General features: G+C 70.5%; 13 protein-coding genes and 1 pseudogene. 7 read left to right on the top strand and 7 right to left on the bottom strand.

Annotated features, from left to right (window positions below):
- Positions 1–111: 111 nt before the first annotated feature.
- Together N8I84_RS23875 and N8I84_RS23870 are read left to right on the top strand one after the other, a co-directional pair.
- On the top strand, positions 112–1,059 hold the full coding sequence (locus N8I84_RS23875) for a helix-turn-helix domain-containing protein (RefSeq protein WP_263231432.1): 948 nt from the start codon (positions 112–114) through the stop codon (positions 1,057–1,059).
- Between the two features lie 15 nt (positions 1,060–1,074).
- Positions 1,075–1,946, top strand: a pseudogene (locus N8I84_RS23870) (hypothetical protein).
- A gap of 38 nt (positions 1,947–1,984) precedes the next feature.
- Here the strand turns inward: N8I84_RS23870 and N8I84_RS23865 are convergent.
- From N8I84_RS23865 to rpsL, 7 genes are all read right to left on the bottom strand, one after another.
- Positions 1,985–3,391 carry an alpha/beta hydrolase family protein gene (locus N8I84_RS23865; RefSeq protein ID WP_263231431.1) on the bottom strand — a complete coding sequence of 469 codons (1,407 nt, stop codon included), beginning with the start codon at positions 3,389–3,391 and terminating at the stop codon, positions 1,985–1,987.
- A gap of 75 nt (positions 3,392–3,466) precedes the next feature.
- Positions 3,467–3,820 carry a hypothetical protein gene (locus tag N8I84_RS23860; protein WP_263231429.1) on the bottom strand — a complete coding sequence of 118 codons (354 nt, stop codon included), beginning with the start codon at positions 3,818–3,820 and terminating at the stop codon, positions 3,467–3,469.
- A gap of 78 nt (positions 3,821–3,898) precedes the next feature.
- Positions 3,899–6,952 carry a glycosyl hydrolase 115 family protein gene (locus N8I84_RS23855; RefSeq protein ID WP_263231428.1) on the bottom strand — a complete coding sequence of 1,018 codons (3,054 nt, stop codon included), beginning with the start codon at positions 6,950–6,952 and terminating at the stop codon, positions 3,899–3,901.
- Positions 6,953–7,145: 193 nt separating this feature from the next.
- Entirely contained in the window at positions 7,146–8,339 is a 1,194-nt protein-coding gene (tuf, locus tag N8I84_RS23850; protein WP_103841183.1) for an elongation factor Tu, read from the bottom strand.
- Between the two features lie 157 nt (positions 8,340–8,496).
- Entirely contained in the window at positions 8,497–10,623 is a 2,127-nt protein-coding gene (gene fusA / locus N8I84_RS23845; RefSeq protein ID WP_263231426.1) for an elongation factor G, read from the bottom strand.
- A 39-nt stretch (positions 10,624–10,662) separates the two neighbouring features.
- Positions 10,663–11,133: a 30S ribosomal protein S7 gene (rpsG, locus tag N8I84_RS23840; protein ID WP_009330725.1), complete on the bottom strand. Its 471-nt coding sequence runs from the start codon at positions 11,131–11,133 to the stop codon at positions 10,663–10,665.
- Between the two features lie 2 nt (positions 11,134–11,135).
- Positions 11,136–11,507 (bottom strand): 30S ribosomal protein S12, encoded by a 372-nt coding sequence (gene rpsL, locus N8I84_RS23835; RefSeq protein WP_003948652.1) that lies wholly within the window; start codon positions 11,505–11,507, stop codon positions 11,136–11,138.
- Positions 11,508–11,974: 467 nt separating this feature from the next.
- Here rpsL and N8I84_RS23830 point away from each other — a divergent pair, with 467 nt between their 5' ends.
- From N8I84_RS23830 to N8I84_RS23810, 5 genes are all read left to right on the top strand, one after another.
- On the top strand, positions 11,975–12,733 hold the full coding sequence (locus N8I84_RS23830) for a Crp/Fnr family transcriptional regulator (RefSeq protein WP_263231425.1): 759 nt from the start codon (positions 11,975–11,977) through the stop codon (positions 12,731–12,733).
- A gap of 338 nt (positions 12,734–13,071) precedes the next feature.
- Positions 13,072–13,932 carry a hypothetical protein gene (locus N8I84_RS23825; RefSeq protein WP_263231424.1) on the top strand — a complete coding sequence of 287 codons (861 nt, stop codon included), beginning with the start codon at positions 13,072–13,074 and terminating at the stop codon, positions 13,930–13,932.
- Positions 13,929–16,220, top strand: coding sequence for a hypothetical protein (locus N8I84_RS23820; protein ID WP_263231423.1), 2,292 nt, complete (start codon positions 13,929–13,931; stop codon positions 16,218–16,220). The genes N8I84_RS23825 and N8I84_RS23820 overlap by 4 nt, the downstream gene beginning before the upstream one ends.
- On the top strand, positions 16,163–17,743 hold the full coding sequence (locus N8I84_RS23815; protein ID WP_263231422.1) for a hypothetical protein: 1,581 nt from the start codon (positions 16,163–16,165) through the stop codon (positions 17,741–17,743). The genes N8I84_RS23820 and N8I84_RS23815 overlap by 58 nt, the downstream gene beginning before the upstream one ends.
- A complete protein-coding gene (locus tag N8I84_RS23810; RefSeq protein ID WP_263231421.1) occupies positions 17,740–18,288 on the top strand; it encodes a Pycsar system effector family protein in 549 nt (182 codons plus the stop codon). Before N8I84_RS23815 ends, N8I84_RS23810 begins: the two co-directional genes overlap by 4 nt.
- Positions 18,289–18,307: the final 19 nt, after the last annotated feature.

Below are 18,307 nucleotides of genomic sequence, written 5' to 3'. Positions count from 1 at the left end.
CCCCAGCTCCCCTACTCTCAGCGCAAACAACCGCACACATGCATCGGCCCCCGGCCGGGAGTAGCGATCCCGATCGAGGGCCTGGCCACCGAGGAAGTGAAGGCCTTCCCGATGGGTACCCACGACCCTAGCGTGCCCCCGCACGCCCAGTCAGCCGTTGCCGCGAACGAACCCCACTCACGGGCGAACCCACGCACGCTTGCTCGCCGGGGCGCCTACGGCGTCATCCACGACAACGCCCGCCACACCACCCGCTTCACGGTGATCGGCAACCACCTCGCCCAGCACCCGGAGCTGTCGCTGGTCGCCATCGCGCTGGCCGTGCACATCCAGTCCCTGCCGAGCAACGCCCCCGTGGACATCAAGACGCTCGCCGAGCGTTTCCCGGAGGGCCGCAACCGCATCGCCGCCGGGCTGCGCGAGCTGGAGGCCCACGGCTACCTGCGCCGCGTACGTGAACGCACCTCCACCGGCCGGATCGTCACCCGCACGATCAGCTGCAACCAGCCGAAGGCACCGCGCCACCGGAAGCCCGCCCAGGCACCCGTTCCGGTCGTCTCCACGGACGTGGTGGGCCCGCAGAACCGCAACACTCCCGGTGAATGTGTCGCACCTGCGGACTCGGCCACCGCGGAACACACCTCCCGCAAGAAGCACCCCCTCCCGCCCGTCCCCCAGCCGGCGTCCCCCTCCCCCGCTCTCCTCCAGACGGCCACCGACCTCCTCGCCGGCCTGCACCACCAGGACCCCCGCCTGCTGCTCAGCGCCTGCGACACGGTTCACCTCGCCCCCGGCGTCGCCGCCTGGCTGCAACGCGACGTGTCCCCGACCGCCGTACGCCACGCCCTGACCACCGACCTCCCACCCGAGGGCCCGCGCCGCCCGGCCGCCCTCCTGGCCCACCGCCTCACGGCCCAGCTGCCGTCCCCGCCCCCGTTCCGCGCGCCTGCCGCCCGCCATCCTCTCCAGAACTGCGACGGCTGCGACCGCGCCTTCCACGCACCCGAGCCAGGAGCACGCTGCCGCGACTGCCGCCCTGCAGCCTCCGCCCACGCATGAAACGCAAGGAACTCCATGGTCAGCCCGCCCCACGAGGCGATGCACCGCATCTTCCAGCACGACCCTGCGCTCTTCAGCCGGATCTCACGCTTCCTCGGAGTCGACGTACCGACCCCCGTGAAGGCGACCCCGTTGCCGGCCGACCTCACGGAGGCCAGCCCCGTCGAACGCCGCGTGGACACGCTCCTGCGCTTCGAGACCGCCGAGCAGGGTGCGTTCCTCCTGGCCATCGAGGCCCAAGGCAAGAAGGACCCGCACAAGCCCGCGAGCTGGGCTTACTACACCGCATACCTGTGTACGGAGTACCGGCTGCCCACAGCTCTCCTCGTCGTCTGCCAGGACCGTGCGACGGCCAAGTGGGCCCAGCAACCCATGAGCAGCGGGCCGCCCCAGCTGCCCACGCTCACCTTGCGCCCCCTGGTAGTCGGCCCGCACAACATGCCGGTGATCACCGACCCGGAGCAAGCCCGCGCGGACCTCGTTCTCGCCAGCCTGGCGGCCATCACACACGCCGCTGACCCGGCCGTCGATGCGATACTGAAGGCCCTGTCCACAGCACTGCGGGACGCGCCTGAAGACATCGCGGACCCCGCGTCGAATTCACCGCACAGGGCCTGGGCAACCGCCCGGCCAAGCACCTCTGGAGGAACCTGGTGGCCGTGGACCTCTCCTTCTACAAGTCCTACATCTCCGAAGAGATCCGCGACGAGGGCCGCGCCCAGGGCCGTGCCGAGGACATCCTTGTCGTCCTGGAACAGCGCGGCCTCGACATCTCCGAGGACGTCCGCAGGCGCATCACGGACTGCGCCGACCCGGACGTCCTCCGCCGCTGGCTCATCCACGCCGTCACCGCTGGGAAGGCCGAAGAGATCTTCGAGGAAGAGTGACCGAACTCGTTCCCCGCCCCGAGCAGGCCCCGGAGGCCCTAGCCTCCCGCCAACCTCTCCCCCAGCCAGTCGAACACCACCTCACAGTGCTGCTGCGGAGCCATCGGTGAGCAGTGCAGCTGGGCGCCCGTCGCCGCCGTGAGCTTGACGTAGTCCTTGGGTGCCCTCAGCTTGTCGTACATCTGCGGTGCCTGGCCCGGGTAGAACTGCTCGTCCTGGTAGTCGAGGACCAGGGTGGGAGCCTTGATGCGGCCCACGACGTCCGTGATCGTCAGCGACCGGACGAGGTCGGCCGGAGTGTGGAAGTCCGTGAACATCCTGCCCTTGCGGGCCGCCAGCATCGCCGGTGCCGAGAACGGTTCGAAGCGTTTCTTCAGCGTGGCCGCGTCGGCGGGGGACAGCTCCGGCACGATCTCCTTGTTCCAGACGGCGTTGGTCTCCGCCTTGTTCGGGGTGAGGACCGTCCGGAGCTCCGGGGGAAAGCCGAGCCACGGCTCCAGACAGCCGGGCATCGCCACGAGCGCCGCGATCCGCCGCTCGAAGGCCGCCGCGCGGGGAGCCAGGCAGCCCCCCATGCTCAGCCCCGTGAGGGCGATCCTGCGGGTGTCAACGTCGGAGCGGGCGACCAGCCAGTCGACGAGCGCCCTGACCACGTTCTCCCAGCGCGGGGTGAACACCACCTGGTCGATGAAGATCAGCCGGCCCTGGCCCGGTCCCTCGTACACGAGGGCGTTCCACCCCCGGTCCAGGGCGGCGGACACGCCGTACGTCCACATGTCGACGTTCTGTCCGTCGCTGCCGTTGGTCAGGATCACGGTGGGGCGAGCTCGTCCCGATGCGTCCGGGCGGAAGAGCCACACGGGCAGCGGGGTCCTCCCGTACGGGACCTTCGCCGTCACCGGCGCCGGGTCGCACAGCCCGCAGAAGGTGTCCCAGGCACCGCGCCCGGCCCTGTACAGCGCCTCCTCGCTGTCGGGGTCGTTGGAACCGAGGACGAAGAACAGCGCCTGGGCGTAGTACTGCGAGGCCCGCAGGGCACGGAAGCGCCGGGTCTCCCGGTCGGGTCCGCTGCCCTCCGGCGCCTTCATCAGTTCGTCGCCGAGGTTCCTGAAGGTCTGGACGTACGTCTGTGCGGAGAGTCCGGCCTTGTTGATCGCGTTCACGGCGGTGAGCACCTCGCCCACCTCGCTGCTGCGCTGACCGGCCGCGCCGAGCGCCAGGAGCCCGCTGAAATTGAACTCCGGGTCGGAGAAGAGCGTCATCGCACCGGGGGCCGGGGCGCCCGCCGTCGCGGAGGCCGACGCTCCGGCCACCGGCCTGTGTCCCGACGAGGTGTCCGCGGCCGTGCATCCGGCGGCCAGCAGGGCCCCGGCCGCACCGGCGAGCCCGGACAAGGCGCTGCGCCGGCTGAGTCCGGGCACGGGGGCAGCCGTTGCGTTCTCCATGCCGCCCGAACGTAGGACCGCGCCCGTCGCGCCTCTCCGCACGACACCTGCCGTTCCCCCGAACAGCCTCGGGGATCAGCTCGGCCAGGGCACCATCGACGCGAAGACGAGCACGGAGAGCACGACGGTGCCGGGTGCGAGGGCGGCGAGGATCCAGCGCGGGACGACGTTCCGTTCGTTCCACGGCAGGCACCAGCTGATCAGCAGGATGACGAACGCGGCGGTGAGGCCCCCGTGCAGGACCGTGTGGGCGGTGTTGAAGCCCCTGGTGAACCGCTCGGCCTCGGCTCCGTCGCAGTTGTCGCAGGCCATGGGCGCGAGTCCGCCGAAGACGAAGGCGAAGAAGCTCCCGGGAAGGGTGAGCACGGTCGCGATCAGCGGTCCGGCCCACGCACGCCGCGCGGGCCCGCCCTGTGTGGTGTCCAGCATGGGACCATCCCATCGCGGGGCGGGCGGCACGCACATGAGCGCTCGTACTCAGCGGAGCGGGGCACTTGTGCGCACGGCTCAGAGGCGCCGGCTCTCCAGCGGCCCGAGATACGTCTCGGGCAGCCCGCCCGTGTCGATCAGCAGACGTTGCAGCACCACCGTCGGGTCCACCGTCCAGAACTTCAGGCGGTGGACACCGGCGGCCGCGATCAGGTGCTGCGTGGCCGTCCTGTTGACGTTGTCCGAGGTGTTCCGTGCCCAGGTGGTGTTCAGTGCGCCGTCATCGGCGCCCACGTTGATGCCGACCGTCCGAGGTGCGTCCTCGTCGAAGGACACCGCGTAGCTCAGTCCGCCCGTCGGCAGCGCCGGATTGCGCGGTGAGACATACGCCCACACCGTGACCTGGCCCGGCGTCAGCAGCGTCACCTCGTACTCCAGGCGGGGCGAGGAGCCTCCCGGGCTGCGGCGCGGGGACGTGACCGGCCAGGGGGTCATTCCGGCACCCGTGCGGCCGATGCCGTCGATGCGGCGCCACTCCCCCACCGCGCGGTCGTGGTGCTCCGCGTCGATCGCCACGTATCCGCCCGCCTCCACGAAGCCCCGCAGGCCCCTCGGTGACGGCTTCTCCGCGACACAGTGGACCGTCACCGAGGCTCCCGCGCCGGACACCGTCAGCGAAGCCTCGCTCCGGCCCTCCGGCAGCCTCGACCAGTCCACCCGCACCTCCGTCCGCACCTGCTGCTCGACCCGGCCGCTCGGGCGGTCCACCCGCAGCCAGGGCGCCGATGTCCCGATGCGATACGGGAACGGCGTACGGCCGCGATTGAAGATTTCGACGTACTGCTGCGGCCGGGTCTGGTACGGGCTGAACACCGGCAGCACCGGGTCGCCCGGCCGCCCGCCCGGCCACCACGCCTCCGCGTCCTGCGAGCCGTCCACCGCCACGCCCAGTTCCGCCCCCGACGGCACCTCGATCCGCCTCACCGCCGGGAACAGCACGTCCGGCAGCGCCACGTCGTCCTTCTCCGGCTGCTGCCAGCCCGCGCTCGGGCCGTAGCGCTCCACGTCCCCGTAGTCGATGTGCGGCTGTGTCTGGAAGCCCTCCCATTTGCCGTTCGCCACTTGGGAGTTGAAGCGGTCGGCGAGCGCGAGGTCCTTCTCCAGGCCCGTCTGGGCCTGCGCCGCGAGCGCGTTGGTCGCCGCCCGGCCCTGCGCCGCGTACAGCAGATTGGTGAACTCCGCCTCGCGCATCGCGTACAGGTTCGCCGTCGCCTGCACCTCGTAGCCCACCAGCTCGAACCACGCGTCCTGCACCCCGGCGGGCAGCCTTCGCGCGATCCGGTCCGCCTCGCGCGCCAGCCCCTTCCACTCCTGCGTCACCCGCTCCAGCTCCCGGTGCGCGAAGTAGAACGGCGTCTGCTGGTCGTCGTACACCACCCGGCCGTCCACGACCGTGATCCGGCGGTTCAGCAGCTCCGGTTTGCGGCGAGCCTGGAGTTGTCCGTACGCCGCCAGCACGGAAGCGATCTCCCCTGACTGCGCCTCGCCGAAGTTCTGCCGCGCGTAGCTCCGCTCCCACTCCCCCAGCCGTTCCAGCGGCCGGCTGCCCGGGTTCCAGGCGTAGTTCAGGAAGAACTCGGTCGGGAGCTCGTTGCCCTTGAGGTCTCCCACGTTCGCCACCCACAGCCCGTGGTTGCCGTATGCGTGCGCCTGGTGGAGCTGGTCCCAGACGTTGCGCAGGTTCGCCGTGTCGACCCACTTGTAGTTGCGGCCCGCGCCCACGTAGTCGAAGTGGTAGTAGAGGCCGTAGTCCCCGCTCCTGGTTCGCTCCCCCGGATCGGGGTGCTTGCGGATGTTGCCCCAGTTGTCGTCCGTCAGGACCACCGTGACGTCGTCCGGTGCGCGCAGGCCGCGGTCCCAGTAGCGCTGCACCTCCTTGTACAGCGTCCACACCTGTGGGGTCTCGGCCGCCGGCTTGCCCGTCACGTCTTCGATGATCTTGCGCTGCTCGGTGATGATCTCCTGCATCAGTTCGATGCCGTCGCCGTCCGGCAGGCTCGTGTCGCCGTTGCCGCGCATGCCGAGCGTGACCACGCCCTCGAAGCCCTGGTCCACCATGCGCTGGATCCCGGCCCGCCAGTACGCCTTGACCGCGTCAGCGTTGCGCCGGTACGACCACTCACCCGTCCCGCCGTACGGGTCGTGGCCGGGAGTGACGATCGCGCCGGAGGAGTCCCGCACGGCCGGCGTCGCGTGGCGGTTCCACTCCTCGATGCCCCGCATCATCGGCGCCTCGTGGGATGTGCCCATGACAATCCCGTACTCCGCGGCCCGCCTGTGGTTCTCCGGATCGTCCTCCGCGAAGGCCCGGCCCCACACCGCCGGCCACAGGTAGTTCCCCTTCAGCCGCAGCAGGACCTCGAACACCTTCGCGTAGAAGTCCGCGTTGAAGCCGCCGGGGAAGCCCGGCGCCTTGCCGGGGCCGAAGTACGCGGGCGCCCATGTCCCCAGTGCGGGGTTCTCGTCGTTGATGAAGATCCCGCGGTACTTCACCGCCGGCGTCCCCTGCGTGTAGCGGCCCGGCAGCACGTACACCCTCTCCCGGCGCACCGGCGGTACGTCGTCCCACCAGTACCACGGCGAGACACCGATGCCGTACGAGACGTCGTACGTCCCGAAGATCGTGCCGCGCGGGTCGCTGCCCGCGATGACAAGGGCCCGCTCGACTCCCGGCATCGGCTGCTCGACCACCGTCTGCAACGACGTCTCCCACCTGCCGCGCACGCCGGTCACATCGAGCTTCCCGGACGCCACCAGCCCGTCGATCAACGGACTGCCTCCGATCGTCCCGATCAGCACGGCCTCCCGGGCGATCGTCGAGCCCGGCCGTACGCCCGTGACGCGCTCGATGTCGTCGCGCAGGTCGCCCGCCCCCCGTACCACCCCGGGGTGATCGGCGCCGCTCACCACCACCGGGGCACCGACCAGGGAGAAGGCGCCGCCCGTGAAGGAGATGTACGCCCCCGGGTCGGTCACCCGTAACTCCCCGCCCGTCGCCCACGCGAACCCGGACGACAGCACCGGCACCGCGGCGACCCCCGCGCCCAACACCGCCCTGCGGCTGACAGACATGGCTCACCCCTCACCTGACACACCCGAATTCGCTCAGCGGCATGACAAATGGTGGGGGGAGTGCACCCTGGGAACCAGGGGTCGTACGCGTCGAATACTTTCGTGACAACGCGAAGAGGCCCGCACGACCGAAGTCGTGCGGGCCTCTTCAGGTCAGCTGACCCAGGGGGTCAGACCCTCAAGCAAGCGGAACTTACTTGACGATCTTGGTGACCTGGCCGGCGCCCACGGTCCGACCACCCTCACGGATGGCGAACTTGAGGCCCTCCTCCATGGCGACGGGCTGGATGAGCTCCACCTTCATCTCGGTGTTGTCACCCGGCATGACCATCTCGGTGCCCTCGGGGAGGGTCACCACGCCGGTCACGTCCGTCGTACGGAAGTAGAACTGCGGGCGGTAGTTGTTGAAGAACGGCGTGTGGCGGCCACCCTCGTCCTTGGACAGGATGTAGGCCTGCGCCTCGAACTCGGTGTGCGGGGTGACCGAGCCCGGCTTGATGATGACCTGGCCGCGCTCGACGTCCTCGCGCTTGATGCCGCGGAGCAGCAGACCGACGTTCTCACCGGCCTGGCCCTCGTCGAGCAGCTTGCGGAACATCTCGATGCCGGTGACCGTGGTGGAGGTCTTCTCCGGCTTGATGCCGATGATGTCGACGGTCTCGTTGACCTTCAGGACACCGCGCTCGATACGGCCGGTGACGACCGTGCCACGACCGGTGATCGTGAAGACGTCCTCGATCGGCATCAGGAACGGCTTGTCGACGTCACGCTCGGGCTCCGGGATGGAGGTGTCGACGGCGTTCATGAGGTCCAGGACCGACTGGGTCCACTTCGGGTCGCCCTCGAGCGCCTTCAGAGCGGAGACCTGGACGACCGGAACGTCGTCGCCCGGGAACTCGTACTCGGTGAGGAGCTCACGGACCTCGAGCTCGACGAGCTCCAGGATCTCCTCGTCGTCCACCATGTCGGCCTTGTTCAGGGCGACAACGATGTACGGCACGCCGACCTGGCGGGCCAGGAGCACGTGCTCCTTGGTCTGCGGCATCGGGCCGTCGGTGGCGGCGACCACCAGGATGGCGCCGTCCATCTGCGCCGCACCGGTGATCATGTTCTTGATGTAGTCCGCGTGACCCGGGCAGTCGACGTGGGCGTAGTGACGCGACTCGGTCTGGTACTCGACGTGCGCGATGGAGATGGTGATACCGCGCTGGCGCTCCTCAGGAGCCTTGTCGATGTTGTCGAACGGGGTGGCCTCGTTCAGGTCCGGGTACGCGTCGTGCAGCACCTTGGTAATGGCGGCCGTGAGGGTCGTCTTACCGTGGTCGATGTGACCGATGGTGCCGATGTTGACGTGCGGCTTAGTCCGCTCGAACTTCGCCTTCGCCACTGGGGTCCTCCTGTGGAGTGGTTCTGTACGCCTTACTCATCGGCGCCAGGTGATCTTTGCTGGGGTGCCGGCCGCCGGGGTCGCTCCCACCCGGGTGAAACGGGGGTTTGAAACCCCGGCGGTCGGTGTCAAGCCTAAAGCGTGTGAACGGGGTGCGTTACTCGCCCTTGGCCTTCGCGATGATCTCCTCGGCGACGTTCCGCGGAACCTCGGCGTAGGAGTCGAACTGCATCGAGTAGCTCGCGCGACCCGACGTCTTGCTGCGGAGGTCGCCGACGTAGCCGAACATCTCCGACAGCGGAACCAGGCCCTTCACGACACGGGCGCCGGCACGCTCCTCCATGGCCTGGATCTGGCCACGGCGGGAGTTGATGTCACCGATGACCTCACCCATGTAGTCCTCGGGCGTGGTGACCTCGACGGCCATCATCGGCTCGAGCAGCACGGGGCTGGCCTTGCGCGCGGCCTCCTTGAAGGCCTGCGAACCGGCGATCTTGAACGCGAGCTCGGAGGAGTCCACCTCGTGGTAGGCACCGTCGAGCAGGGTGACGCGGACACCGGTCATCTCGTAGCCGGCGAGGATGCCGAACTGCATGGCCTCCTGCGCACCTGCGTCGACCGAAGGGATGTACTCCTTCGGCACGCGGCCACCGGTCACCTTGTTGACGAACTCGTACGAGGCGTCGCCGCTCTCGATCGGCTCGATCGCGATGATGACGCGGGCGAACTGGCCGGTACCACCCGTCTGCTTCTTGTGGGTGTACTCGACCTTCTCGACCGCCTTGCGGATGGTCTCGCGGTACGCGACCTGCGGCTTGCCGACGTTGGCCTCGACCTTGAACTCACGGCGCATACGGTCGACGAGCACCTCGAGGTGCAGCTCGCCCATACCGCCGATGATGGTCTGGCCGGTCTCCTCGTCCGAGTGGACCTGGAAGGACGGGTCCTCCTCGGCCAGGCGCTGGATCGCGACGCCCAGCTTCTCCTGGTCGCCCTTCGACTTGGGCTCGATGGCGACCTGGATCACCGGCGCCGGGAAGTCCATGGACTCCAGGATCACCGGGGCCTTGTCGTCGGACAGCGTCTCACCGGTGGTGGTCTGCTTCAGGCCCATGACGGCGACGATGTCACCGGCGCCCACCGACTCGATCTCCTCACGCTTGTTGGCGTGCATGCGGTAGATCTTGCCGATGCGCTCCTTCTTGCCCTTGACCGAGTTCAGCACCGAGGTGCCGGACTCCAGGCGGCCGGAGTACACCCGGACGAAGGTGAGCTTGCCGAGGTGCGGGTCGCTCATGATCTTGAACGCCAGTGCGGACAGCGGCTCGTCGTCGGACGGCTTGCGCTTGATGACCGTCTCCGGGTCCTTGACGTCGTGGCCCTCGATGGCCTCGATGTCGACCGGGGACGGCAGGTAGCGCACGACGGCGTCGAGCAGGGGCTGGACGCCCTTGTTCTTGAACGCGGTGCCGCAGAACACCGGGGTGACGGTGGTGCCGGTGCCCTTGCCGGACGCGATGGTGATACGGCGGATCGCCGCGTACAGCTGCTCCTCGGTGGGCTCCTCGCCCTCGAGGTACAGCTCCATCAGCTCCTCGTCGTTCTCGGCGACGGCCTCGAGCAGCTTGCCGCGCCACTCATCGGCGGCCTCGGTGTGCGTGGCCGGGATGTCGACGACGTCGTACATCTCGCCCTTGGTCGCCTCCGCGGACCAGACCAGGGCCTTCATGCGGACCAGGTCCACAACGCCCTTGAAGTCGGCCTCGGCACCGATCGGCAGCTGCATGACCAGCGGCTGCGCGCCCAGACGGTCGGAGATCATGTCGACGCAACGGTGGAACTCGGCACCGGTGCGGTCGAGCTTGTTGACGAAGCAGATGCGCGGAACGCCGTAGCGGTCCGCCTGACGCCACACCGTCTCGGACTGCGGCTCAACGCCGGCAACGCCGTCGAACACCGTCACGGCACCGTCGAGCACGCGCAGGGAGCGCTCCACCTCGACCGTGAAGTCGACGTGACCCGGGGTGTCGATGATGTTGATGGTGTGGTCGACGTCTTCCAGCGACCAGTGACAGGTGGTGGCAGCAGAGGTGATCGTGATGCCACGCTCCTGCTCCTGCTCCATCCAGTCCATGGTCGCAGCGCCGTCGTGGACCTCACCGATCTTGTACGAAACGCCGGTGTAGAACAGGATCCGCTCGGTGGTGGTCGTCTTGCCCGCGTCGATGTGGGCCATGATCCCGATGTTTCGGACCCTGGCCAGGTCAAGTGAAGTGGTAGCCATAAGGCTTCAGTCTTCTCTCGGTCTCGATGTGGGTAGCGACTACCAGCGGTAGTGCGCGAAGGCCTTGTTGGACTCGGCCATCTTGTGGGTGTCCTCGCGCTTCTTCACAGCCGCGCCGAGGCCGTTGGAGGCGTCGAGGAGCTCGTTGAGGAGACGCTCGGTCATGGTCTTCTCGCGACGGGCGCGGGAGTAACCGACCAGCCAGCGCAGCGCCAGGGTGTTGGCACGGCCGGGCTTGACCTCGACCGGGACCTGGTAGGTGGCGCCACCGACACGGCGGGACTTGACCTCGAGGGTCGGCTTGATGTTCTCGAGAGCGCGCTTGAGCGTGATGACCGGGTCGTTGCCGGTCTTGTCGCGCAGGCCCTCCATGGCGCCGTAGACGATGCGCTCGGCGGTGGAGCGCTTGCCGTTCAGCAGCACCTTGTTGATCAGGGAGGTCACCAGAGGAGAGCCGTAGACCGGGTCGATGATGACCGGACGCTTCGGGGCGGGGCCCTTACGAGGCATTCTTACTTCTCCTTCTTGGCGCCGTAACGGCTGCGGGCCTGCTTGCGGTTCTTGACACCCTGGGTGTCGAGGGAGCCACGGATGATCTTGTAGCGAACACCCGGCAGGTCCTTCACACGGCCGCCGCGCACGAGCACGATGGAGTGCTCCTGCAGGTTGTGTCCCTCACCCGGAATGTAAGCGGTGACCTCGATGCCGCTGGTCAGACGCACACGCGCGACCTTGCGGAGGGCCGAGTTCGGCTTCTTCGGGGTGGTCGTGAACACACGCGTGCAGACGCCCCGACGCTGAGGAGAACCCTCGAGTGCGGGCGTCTTGTTCTTCTCGACCTTGTCCTGCCGGCCCTTGCGGACCAGCTGCTGGATCGTAGGCACTACTTCTCCGGTTTCTGTGTGCCGATGGGTACAGCTAACCTGGAACGTCGCCGACCCACGCGGTCGGGTGTGTCGAATCCCGCAGATTCCCGCCGCGAGGCGAAAAGGGCGCAGATTACGGTGGCCGGTCGCGGCTCCCGGTGCGGTGTGAAGGCACGCACGAGAGCCAGGGCACACCCCAGGCACAAGGTCTGAGCGTACCTACCGCAAGGACTTCGGTCAAAACAAATGGAGTGCCTCACGACACGCCGGATTTCTCACCTCGCCGCCTGCGATTCCTCCTGGCTTGTCCGGCGGTGCGGGGACGCCCCTTCAAGGATGCCCCCGGCCAGGTCGCAGGCCATACGCAACGCTCCGGACACCGATGGCTGAATCGCGCTCTTTCACGCACCGCGGTCTTGCGCTTTCAGTACGTTGATCCGTCCGCCGCGGCGCATGGTGAACGGGCGGAGTGATCGGGGGTGGGCATGACAACGACCTGGACAGCGGCGTACTCGCCGGACGACGGCGGGCTGGACGACAGGGTGCCGTTCCTGGCGCGGCTGGAGACGGAGGACCGGTCGGCGCTGCTGTCGCTCGGACGCGAGCTGACGTTCACCCCGCGAATGGTTCTGATCCATCAGCACGAGCCGTCGTCCCACGTCCTCTTCCTGGTGAACGGCTGGACCAAGGTCACCGCCTCGGCGGCCAACGGCTACGAGGCACTCCTCGCGCTGCGTGGGCCCGGCGACGTGGTCGGCGAGTCGGCGGCGCTGACGGGGCGGCCGCGGTCGGCGACGGTGACCGCGCTGGAGGCGGTGCGGGCGGTGGCGGTGGAGCACGAGAAGTTCAGGGGTTTCCTGGGCGACCGGCCGGCCGTCTCGTTCGCGCTGCTCGGCCTGACCGCGGACCGCACGCGCGCGGCGGACCGGCGCCGGCTGGAGTTCGCGTCGATGAGCGTGCGGGAGCGGTTCGCCGTGCTGTTGCTGGACCTGGCCCGGATGCACGGCCGGCGCACCGCCGAGGGCATCGAACTGTCCGTCCCCTTGAGCAAGCAGGAGTTGGCGGGCTCGGTGGGGGCGTCGCGGGAGATGGTGCAGCGGTTGCTGCGGGAACTGCGCGACAAGGACGCGGTGGCCACGGGGCGTCGGACGCTGCTGATCCTCCGGCCGGACGTGCTGCGCAGGATCGCGGCGGCGGGACCTGCGACGGGGGCCCCGGCGCCACCGGGCCCGCGGGAGCAGTAAGGGGGCTTCGCCCCCGCCGCCCTCGCTCTCCCCCATCCCCGGGGACTCCGCCCCTTCGCCCCCACCAGGGGCTCCACTCCTGGAAAACCCCGAGGGGACCATGTCCCCTGCGCCCCGCGCGGGGCTGCACCCCAAGACCCCGGCGAGGACTCCCCCTCCCCGTGACACGTCGCGGGGCTCCGCCCTGCACCCCTCCGGGGCTCCGCCGCGCCCCCGCCGCCCCGGCAAGCCCTTCTGTGCATACGGTCACACTTCTACTGCGTCATCCGCCCTCACCGCGGTGCTGCGCGGGCCGCCACGCTGCTGCCCTGCACGGCGATCCCCCTCGAGAGGCGACCATGACCGACCCCGTCAGCCGCACCATCCTTCTGTTGGACATCGAGAGGTTCAGCGACCGGGACGACGTGGAACAGGCGTATCTGCGCCGGATGCTCCACGACATCACCGACCGCACCCTCGACGGCGCCGGCATCGACGAGACCCGGCGGCTGCGGGCCGACCGCGGTGACGCCGTCATGGAGCTGATCGACGCGAACGCGCCGGTCACCGCCCTGCTGCGGGCCCTCCTCAACGACGTGCCCGCGCACCTGCGCACGGTCAACCGTATGGCCTCCAGCTCCGCGCAGATCCGTCTGCGCGGGGTCCTGGCCACCGGATACGTCGCGGTCGACGAAGACGGCGGCTGGGTCGGCTCCGACCTCAACCACGCCTGCCGGCTGCTGGACGCCGGCCTGCTGCGCGACGCCCTGCGCGAGCGGCCGGACGACTTCGCGCTGTGCGTGTCCGACGGGCTGTACCTGGGCGTCGTACGCCACGACCACGCCGGCATCCCGGCCGACGCCTTCCACCCGGTGACGGTGGACAGCAAGAACGGGCCCCTCAAGGCATGGCTGCACGGCCCGCTGCCCGGCGGCGCGGCCACGCCGGACCAGGAGGACCACGGTGGCACGGGGGCGGGGGAGGCGCCGGGCGGTTCGGGGGACCGCCCGGCGCCGCGGGTGCCCCTGCAGGGCCGCCCGGCGCCGGCCGGATCAGGGGGAGCCCCGGCGCCGGGCCCCGTCATCAACATCCACGGCGGCACCTTCAGCGGCGGCCTGATCGGCGGCGCCCAGTACGGCGGCATCAGCGGCGGCCACTTCTCCGGCGACGTCTTCCTCGGCAAGGACGGCGGCGACCGCGAACGGGGTGAGCGCCCATGAGCAGCCCCGAGGCCGAGGCGCCCGCGCGTCCGGCCCCCGCGAACGGGCCTTCGGCAGATCACCCCCCGGCCGAGTCCGCGGCCGCGGACGACACCGGACAGGCCCCCGAGGGCGGTGAGGCGGAGGAACGCGACCAGCCGCAGACCGCCTGGTCGGCACGGCGCGACCTGGTCGACCACAGCCCGCGCACCATGAACGTCGGCGCCCGGGCCCGCTTCAGCGGCGGCGTCGTCGGCGACCAGCACGGGGGCATCAGCGGCGGCCACTTCTCCGGCGATGTCTTCCTCGGCAGCAAGACCGAGGTCTACCAGCTCGCCGTCCCCGGCCTCACCGCGCCCGCGGCCGCCTCCGGCGAGGTCCCGCACGCCACACTGGAGGAGCTGGCCGGGTGCTTCGTCGCCGAGGAGCCGATCATGGACCGCCTCCTCGACCGGCTGCGCCACGACCGCGTCCTGGTCCTGTCCGGGGCCCGCTTCTCCGGCCGCCGCACGGCCGCCCTCATGCTGCTGCACCGCCTCGGCGCGTTCCCCGTGCGCACCCTGGTGCGCGACACCAGCCCGAGCGCGCTGGCCGATCAGTTCGGCGACCGGCACCCGGCCCGCGGCCACGTGCTGTGCGACCTCACCACCCGCGGCGACCAGCCCCTGCGCGAGCCCCATCTGCTGGCCGCCCGCGACCGCCTCGCCGAGCGGGACGCCTACCTCGTGGTCACCGTCGGCCCCACCGCAGCGCTCGAGGACGTGACCGTCGAGCAGTGGCGCCCGCCGGCCCCGGCCGACGTGCTCGCCGCCCGTCTGCGCGCCCTCACCGACGAGGAGACCACCGCCGAACTCCTCGCGCTCCCTGCCGTGACCGACTTCCTGGACCGCGGCCACCAGCCGCGCGAGGTCGCCGCCTTCGCCCGCCTGCTCGGCCGGTACGCGGCGGGAGAGGTCACCGAGGAGGCGATCGACGGCTTCTCCCTCGTGTCGCTGGAGAACCAGGTGCAGGAGTGGTTCGAGGAGGACGAGTCCTCCCTGCACCTGCGGGACAAGGCGTTCCTCGTCGCCCTGGCCGCCTTCGACGACGGCCCGTACGCGCTGACCGCCGAACTCAGCGACCTGCTCTACCGCTTTCTCCAGGAGACCGAGAACCCGGCCCGCGTCCCCGAGGTCCCCGTCTTCGGCACGCATGCCGGCAAGCGCCTCCAACTGGCCCGCGCCGAGTTGTACTTGGACGACGAGCACACCGAGTGGGGGCCTGTCACCCAGCAGAAGGCAAGGTTCCGCGACGAGCGGGCCTCACTCGTGCTGCTGCGCGAGGTGTGGACCGGGCATCCGTCCTCCCGGCCCGCCCTGATCCGCTGGCTGCGCCGGCTCGCTGACGACGGCCGCCCCCTGGTCCGTACCCGCGCCGCGTCCACCGTCGCCGTCCTCGCCCGCACCGACCTGCCCTCCGCGATGGCCCTCGTCATCGAACCCTGGGGCACCTCGAAGCTGTTCCGGCACCGGCTCGTCGCCGTCAACGCGCTCACACTCGCCCACCTGGTCGGCACCCCCAACATCCCGCGCATCCTGGACGCCTGGTGCGCGGGCGAGGACCAGCGGCTGCGCTGGGTGGCGGTACGGGCGTACGGGCTGGTCGGGCCGGAACGCCCGGAACAGGCCCTGGCGGCGCTGCGCGGCGCCGTACGGCGGCTGTACGAGGACACGCCGCACGACACGGACGGCGCACTCGCGCAGGAGCTCGCCCAGGCCGTGGAGCTGCTGCTGCTGTCCTCGGCGAGCGATCGCGTCCTGACCGAACTGCGCCGCCACCTCGATGACGACCAGGCGGTGCGGGACCTCACGCTCGGGGGCTTCGTGGGGGCCTGCCGGCGCACCGAGGACGACGAGCGGTACGGCACCCCGCTGGTCCTCGGCTGGTACGCCCGCGCGGCCGGCGAGGGCGGGCCCGCCGCGCAGGGCCTGCCCTGCCTGTGGCGGCACGCCCCTGGCCGACCCGCACACCACCCGGCAGGCGCTCGTCGTCCTGCGCGACTGGGTGCTGATCGCCGACCGGTCCACGGCAGTCGAGTGGGCGCTGGCCGCGCTGCTGCCCACGCTCGTCACCACGGCCGCCGAGCACCAGCGGCTGAGCCACCTGCTGCGGACCATGTCCGGCGAGGACGGCAACCCGCCACCGCCGGTCGCGGCCCGGCTGCTGACCACGCTTCCCGCCCGCTGAGTTCCGTCCCGAGGGGAAACACGCCATGCCCACGTTCCGTCAGCCCGACTGGCAGCAGTCGGCGGACCGGCACACCCAGCTGATCGACCCGGTGCTCACCGTGCGCCAGCTGTCACGCTTCGACTTCAACCTCAGATCGTTCGTCCGCATCGACCACGCGCTCGTCTTCTCCACCCCCAAGGGCACCTACGAGCCTTACCTCCCGCCCCGGCGCCCGACCCGCGCGGAGGTGCTGGCGAACCGGTACACCGCCGTCTACGAGGTGGACATGGGGGTGCACCCCCACACCTCCGAGCTGGCGCTGCCCAGCGACAACGACGCGTTCGAGTTCACGGCCGAGGTCGACCTGTCGTGGCAGGTGCTGGATCCGGCGCGGTTCGTGGCGAGCGGACAGCGCGACGTGCCGGGGCTGCTGCTCAGCGAGCTCCAGCAGGCGGCGCGGCCGGTGACCCGGCGCTTCGGCATCGCGGACAGCGCGCGGGCCGAGCGGGAGCTGCTGCAGGCGATGAACGGTCTCGGGCCGCTGGGGGCGCCCGCGGGGCTGCAGGTCACCTGGACGATGCGGCTCAAGCGGGACAAGGCCAACATCCGCCATCAGCACCGGCTGCAGGCCATCGACCACTCCGCCGCCGAGCAGATGCACGCGGCCCAGCGCGGCATGGAGGCCGACGTGGAGGTGGACCGCCGCCAGCGACAGCAGGACGCCCTCCAGATCGAACGGGCCATGGCGTACGGGGAGCAGCAGCAGGCGCTCCTGCTCCAGCAGCAGCGGTGGCAGCACGACCAGGCGATGCTCGCGAGCGGACAGCAGCACCAGCTCGCGCTGCAACAGGGGCAGCAGGACCTGGAGTTGCAGCGGATCGAGGCGGAGAAGGTCAACTTCTATCAGTGGCACCTCCAGCAGGGCGGTGTGCACGCGTGGGCGCTGCACCTGGCCCAGCACCCGGAGGACTCGCACCTCGTGATGTCCACCATGCGCGACGACCAACTCCGCATGATCCAGGCGCAGATGGACCTGGTGAAGCAGCTGCTCGGCAGCGACGCGGCGGAGAGCTACGAACTGGAGGGCCCCAAACAACTGGCCCTGCGCACGGTCAACGACATCCTCAACCAACGCCTCCCGGGGGTCCCGCAGAGCCCGCCCCCACTCGCCGAGGGGGCGGGACCCGTGTACCCGGGGTCGGTGCAGCAGACGGCCGGGCAGGCGGGCGTGGTGCAGGGCGAGGCCGTGCAGAGCCAGGTCCCGCAGGGCGACGGTACGGCCGCCGGGGAGGCGCCGGGCGCGGGTGCCGAGCACACGCCGTCGCCTCCGGCCGTGCCGCCGCTCCCGGGCATGCCGCCGCTCCCGGGCATGCCGCCTTCGCCGCCCGGAACCGCCGGACCGTACGGAGTCGCGGTCCCCCTTCCCGCGCCGCCCGTCGGCCAGCCGCCGGTGCCCGGGCTGCCCGGATGGCAGCCGCCCGCCGGTCCGTATGTCCCGTCGCCCCCGGCCTGGCAGCCTCCGCCCGGCTACGGCAGCACCCCGACGGAGCCCGGGCGGCCCGAGGCCGTGGTCAGGGCCCCCGTCGACGACACCGACGGGGGCGGAGAGAAGAGCGCCACATGACCGCCCTCGACCCCTCGGCGGCCCCGGGCGTCGGTGAACCCGGCGCCGACCCCGCCGACCGGGCCCGGCTCTGTGAGCGGCTGCTCTCCGAGCTGCGGGCCGAGATCGCGCGGGCCGACAGCAAGGCCTCCGTTCTCGTCGCCGCGCTCGGTATGACCGCGGGGGTGTTCAGCGGGCTGCTCGCCGGGCGGAAGTGGACGCCGGCCGCGCTGTCCGGGCCCGGGGAGCTGATGTGGTGGGCCGGGGCCGTCTCCCTCGCGTTCTCCCTGTTCGCCCTGCTGCTCGCCGTACTCCCCCGCTACCGCTCCGGCGCCTGGGCGCCGGGACAACCCCTGTCGTACTTCGGCGACATCCAACAGGCGGTCCGGCACGGCCACCTGGAGCGCGCGCTCGCCGACACCGAGCGCCGGCCCACGGACGGCCTGACCCGGGCGCTCACCGATACCAGCCGGATCGCCGCCCGCAAACACCAGTGGATCCGGGCCGGCCTCGTCGCCTTCTGCGCCGGCACGGTCCTGCTCCCCGCCTCCCTGCTGATCGGCTGACCCGCCGTCGCACATCAAG

The sequence above is a fragment of the Streptomyces cynarae genome (assembly GCF_025642135.1).
Classification (GTDB): Bacteria; Actinomycetota; Actinomycetes; order Streptomycetales; family Streptomycetaceae; genus Streptomyces; species Streptomyces cynarae.
The sequence above is the reverse complement of the archived record's forward strand: the minus strand, read 5'-3'. Positions and strand labels throughout refer to the sequence as shown.

Excerpts from the sequence above, each read along its gene's own strand:
- N8I84_RS23875 (WP_263231432.1), top strand. The coding sequence starts at position 112 with ATGGGTACCCACGACCCTAGCGTGCCCCCGCACGCCCAGTCAGCCGTT.
- N8I84_RS23865 (WP_263231431.1), bottom strand. The coding sequence starts at position 3,391 with ATGGAGAACGCAACGGCTGCCCCCGTGCCCGGACTCAGCCGGCGCAGC.
- N8I84_RS23860 (WP_263231429.1), bottom strand. The coding sequence starts at position 3,820 with ATGCTGGACACCACACAGGGCGGGCCCGCGCGGCGTGCGTGGGCCGGA.
- N8I84_RS23855 (WP_263231428.1), bottom strand. The coding sequence starts at position 6,952 with ATGTCTGTCAGCCGCAGGGCGGTGTTGGGCGCGGGGGTCGCCGCGGTG.
- fusA (WP_263231426.1), bottom strand. The coding sequence starts at position 10,623 with ATGGCTACCACTTCACTTGACCTGGCCAGGGTCCGAAACATCGGGATC.
- rpsG (WP_009330725.1), bottom strand. The coding sequence starts at position 11,133 with ATGCCTCGTAAGGGCCCCGCCCCGAAGCGTCCGGTCATCATCGACCCG.
- N8I84_RS23830 (WP_263231425.1), top strand. The coding sequence starts at position 11,975 with ATGACAACGACCTGGACAGCGGCGTACTCGCCGGACGACGGCGGGCTG.
- N8I84_RS23825 (WP_263231424.1), top strand. The coding sequence starts at position 13,072 with ATGACCGACCCCGTCAGCCGCACCATCCTTCTGTTGGACATCGAGAGG.
- N8I84_RS23820 (WP_263231423.1), top strand. The coding sequence starts at position 13,929 with ATGAGCAGCCCCGAGGCCGAGGCGCCCGCGCGTCCGGCCCCCGCGAAC.
- N8I84_RS23815 (WP_263231422.1), top strand. The coding sequence starts at position 16,163 with ATGCCCACGTTCCGTCAGCCCGACTGGCAGCAGTCGGCGGACCGGCAC.
- N8I84_RS23810 (WP_263231421.1), top strand. The coding sequence starts at position 17,740 with ATGACCGCCCTCGACCCCTCGGCGGCCCCGGGCGTCGGTGAACCCGGC.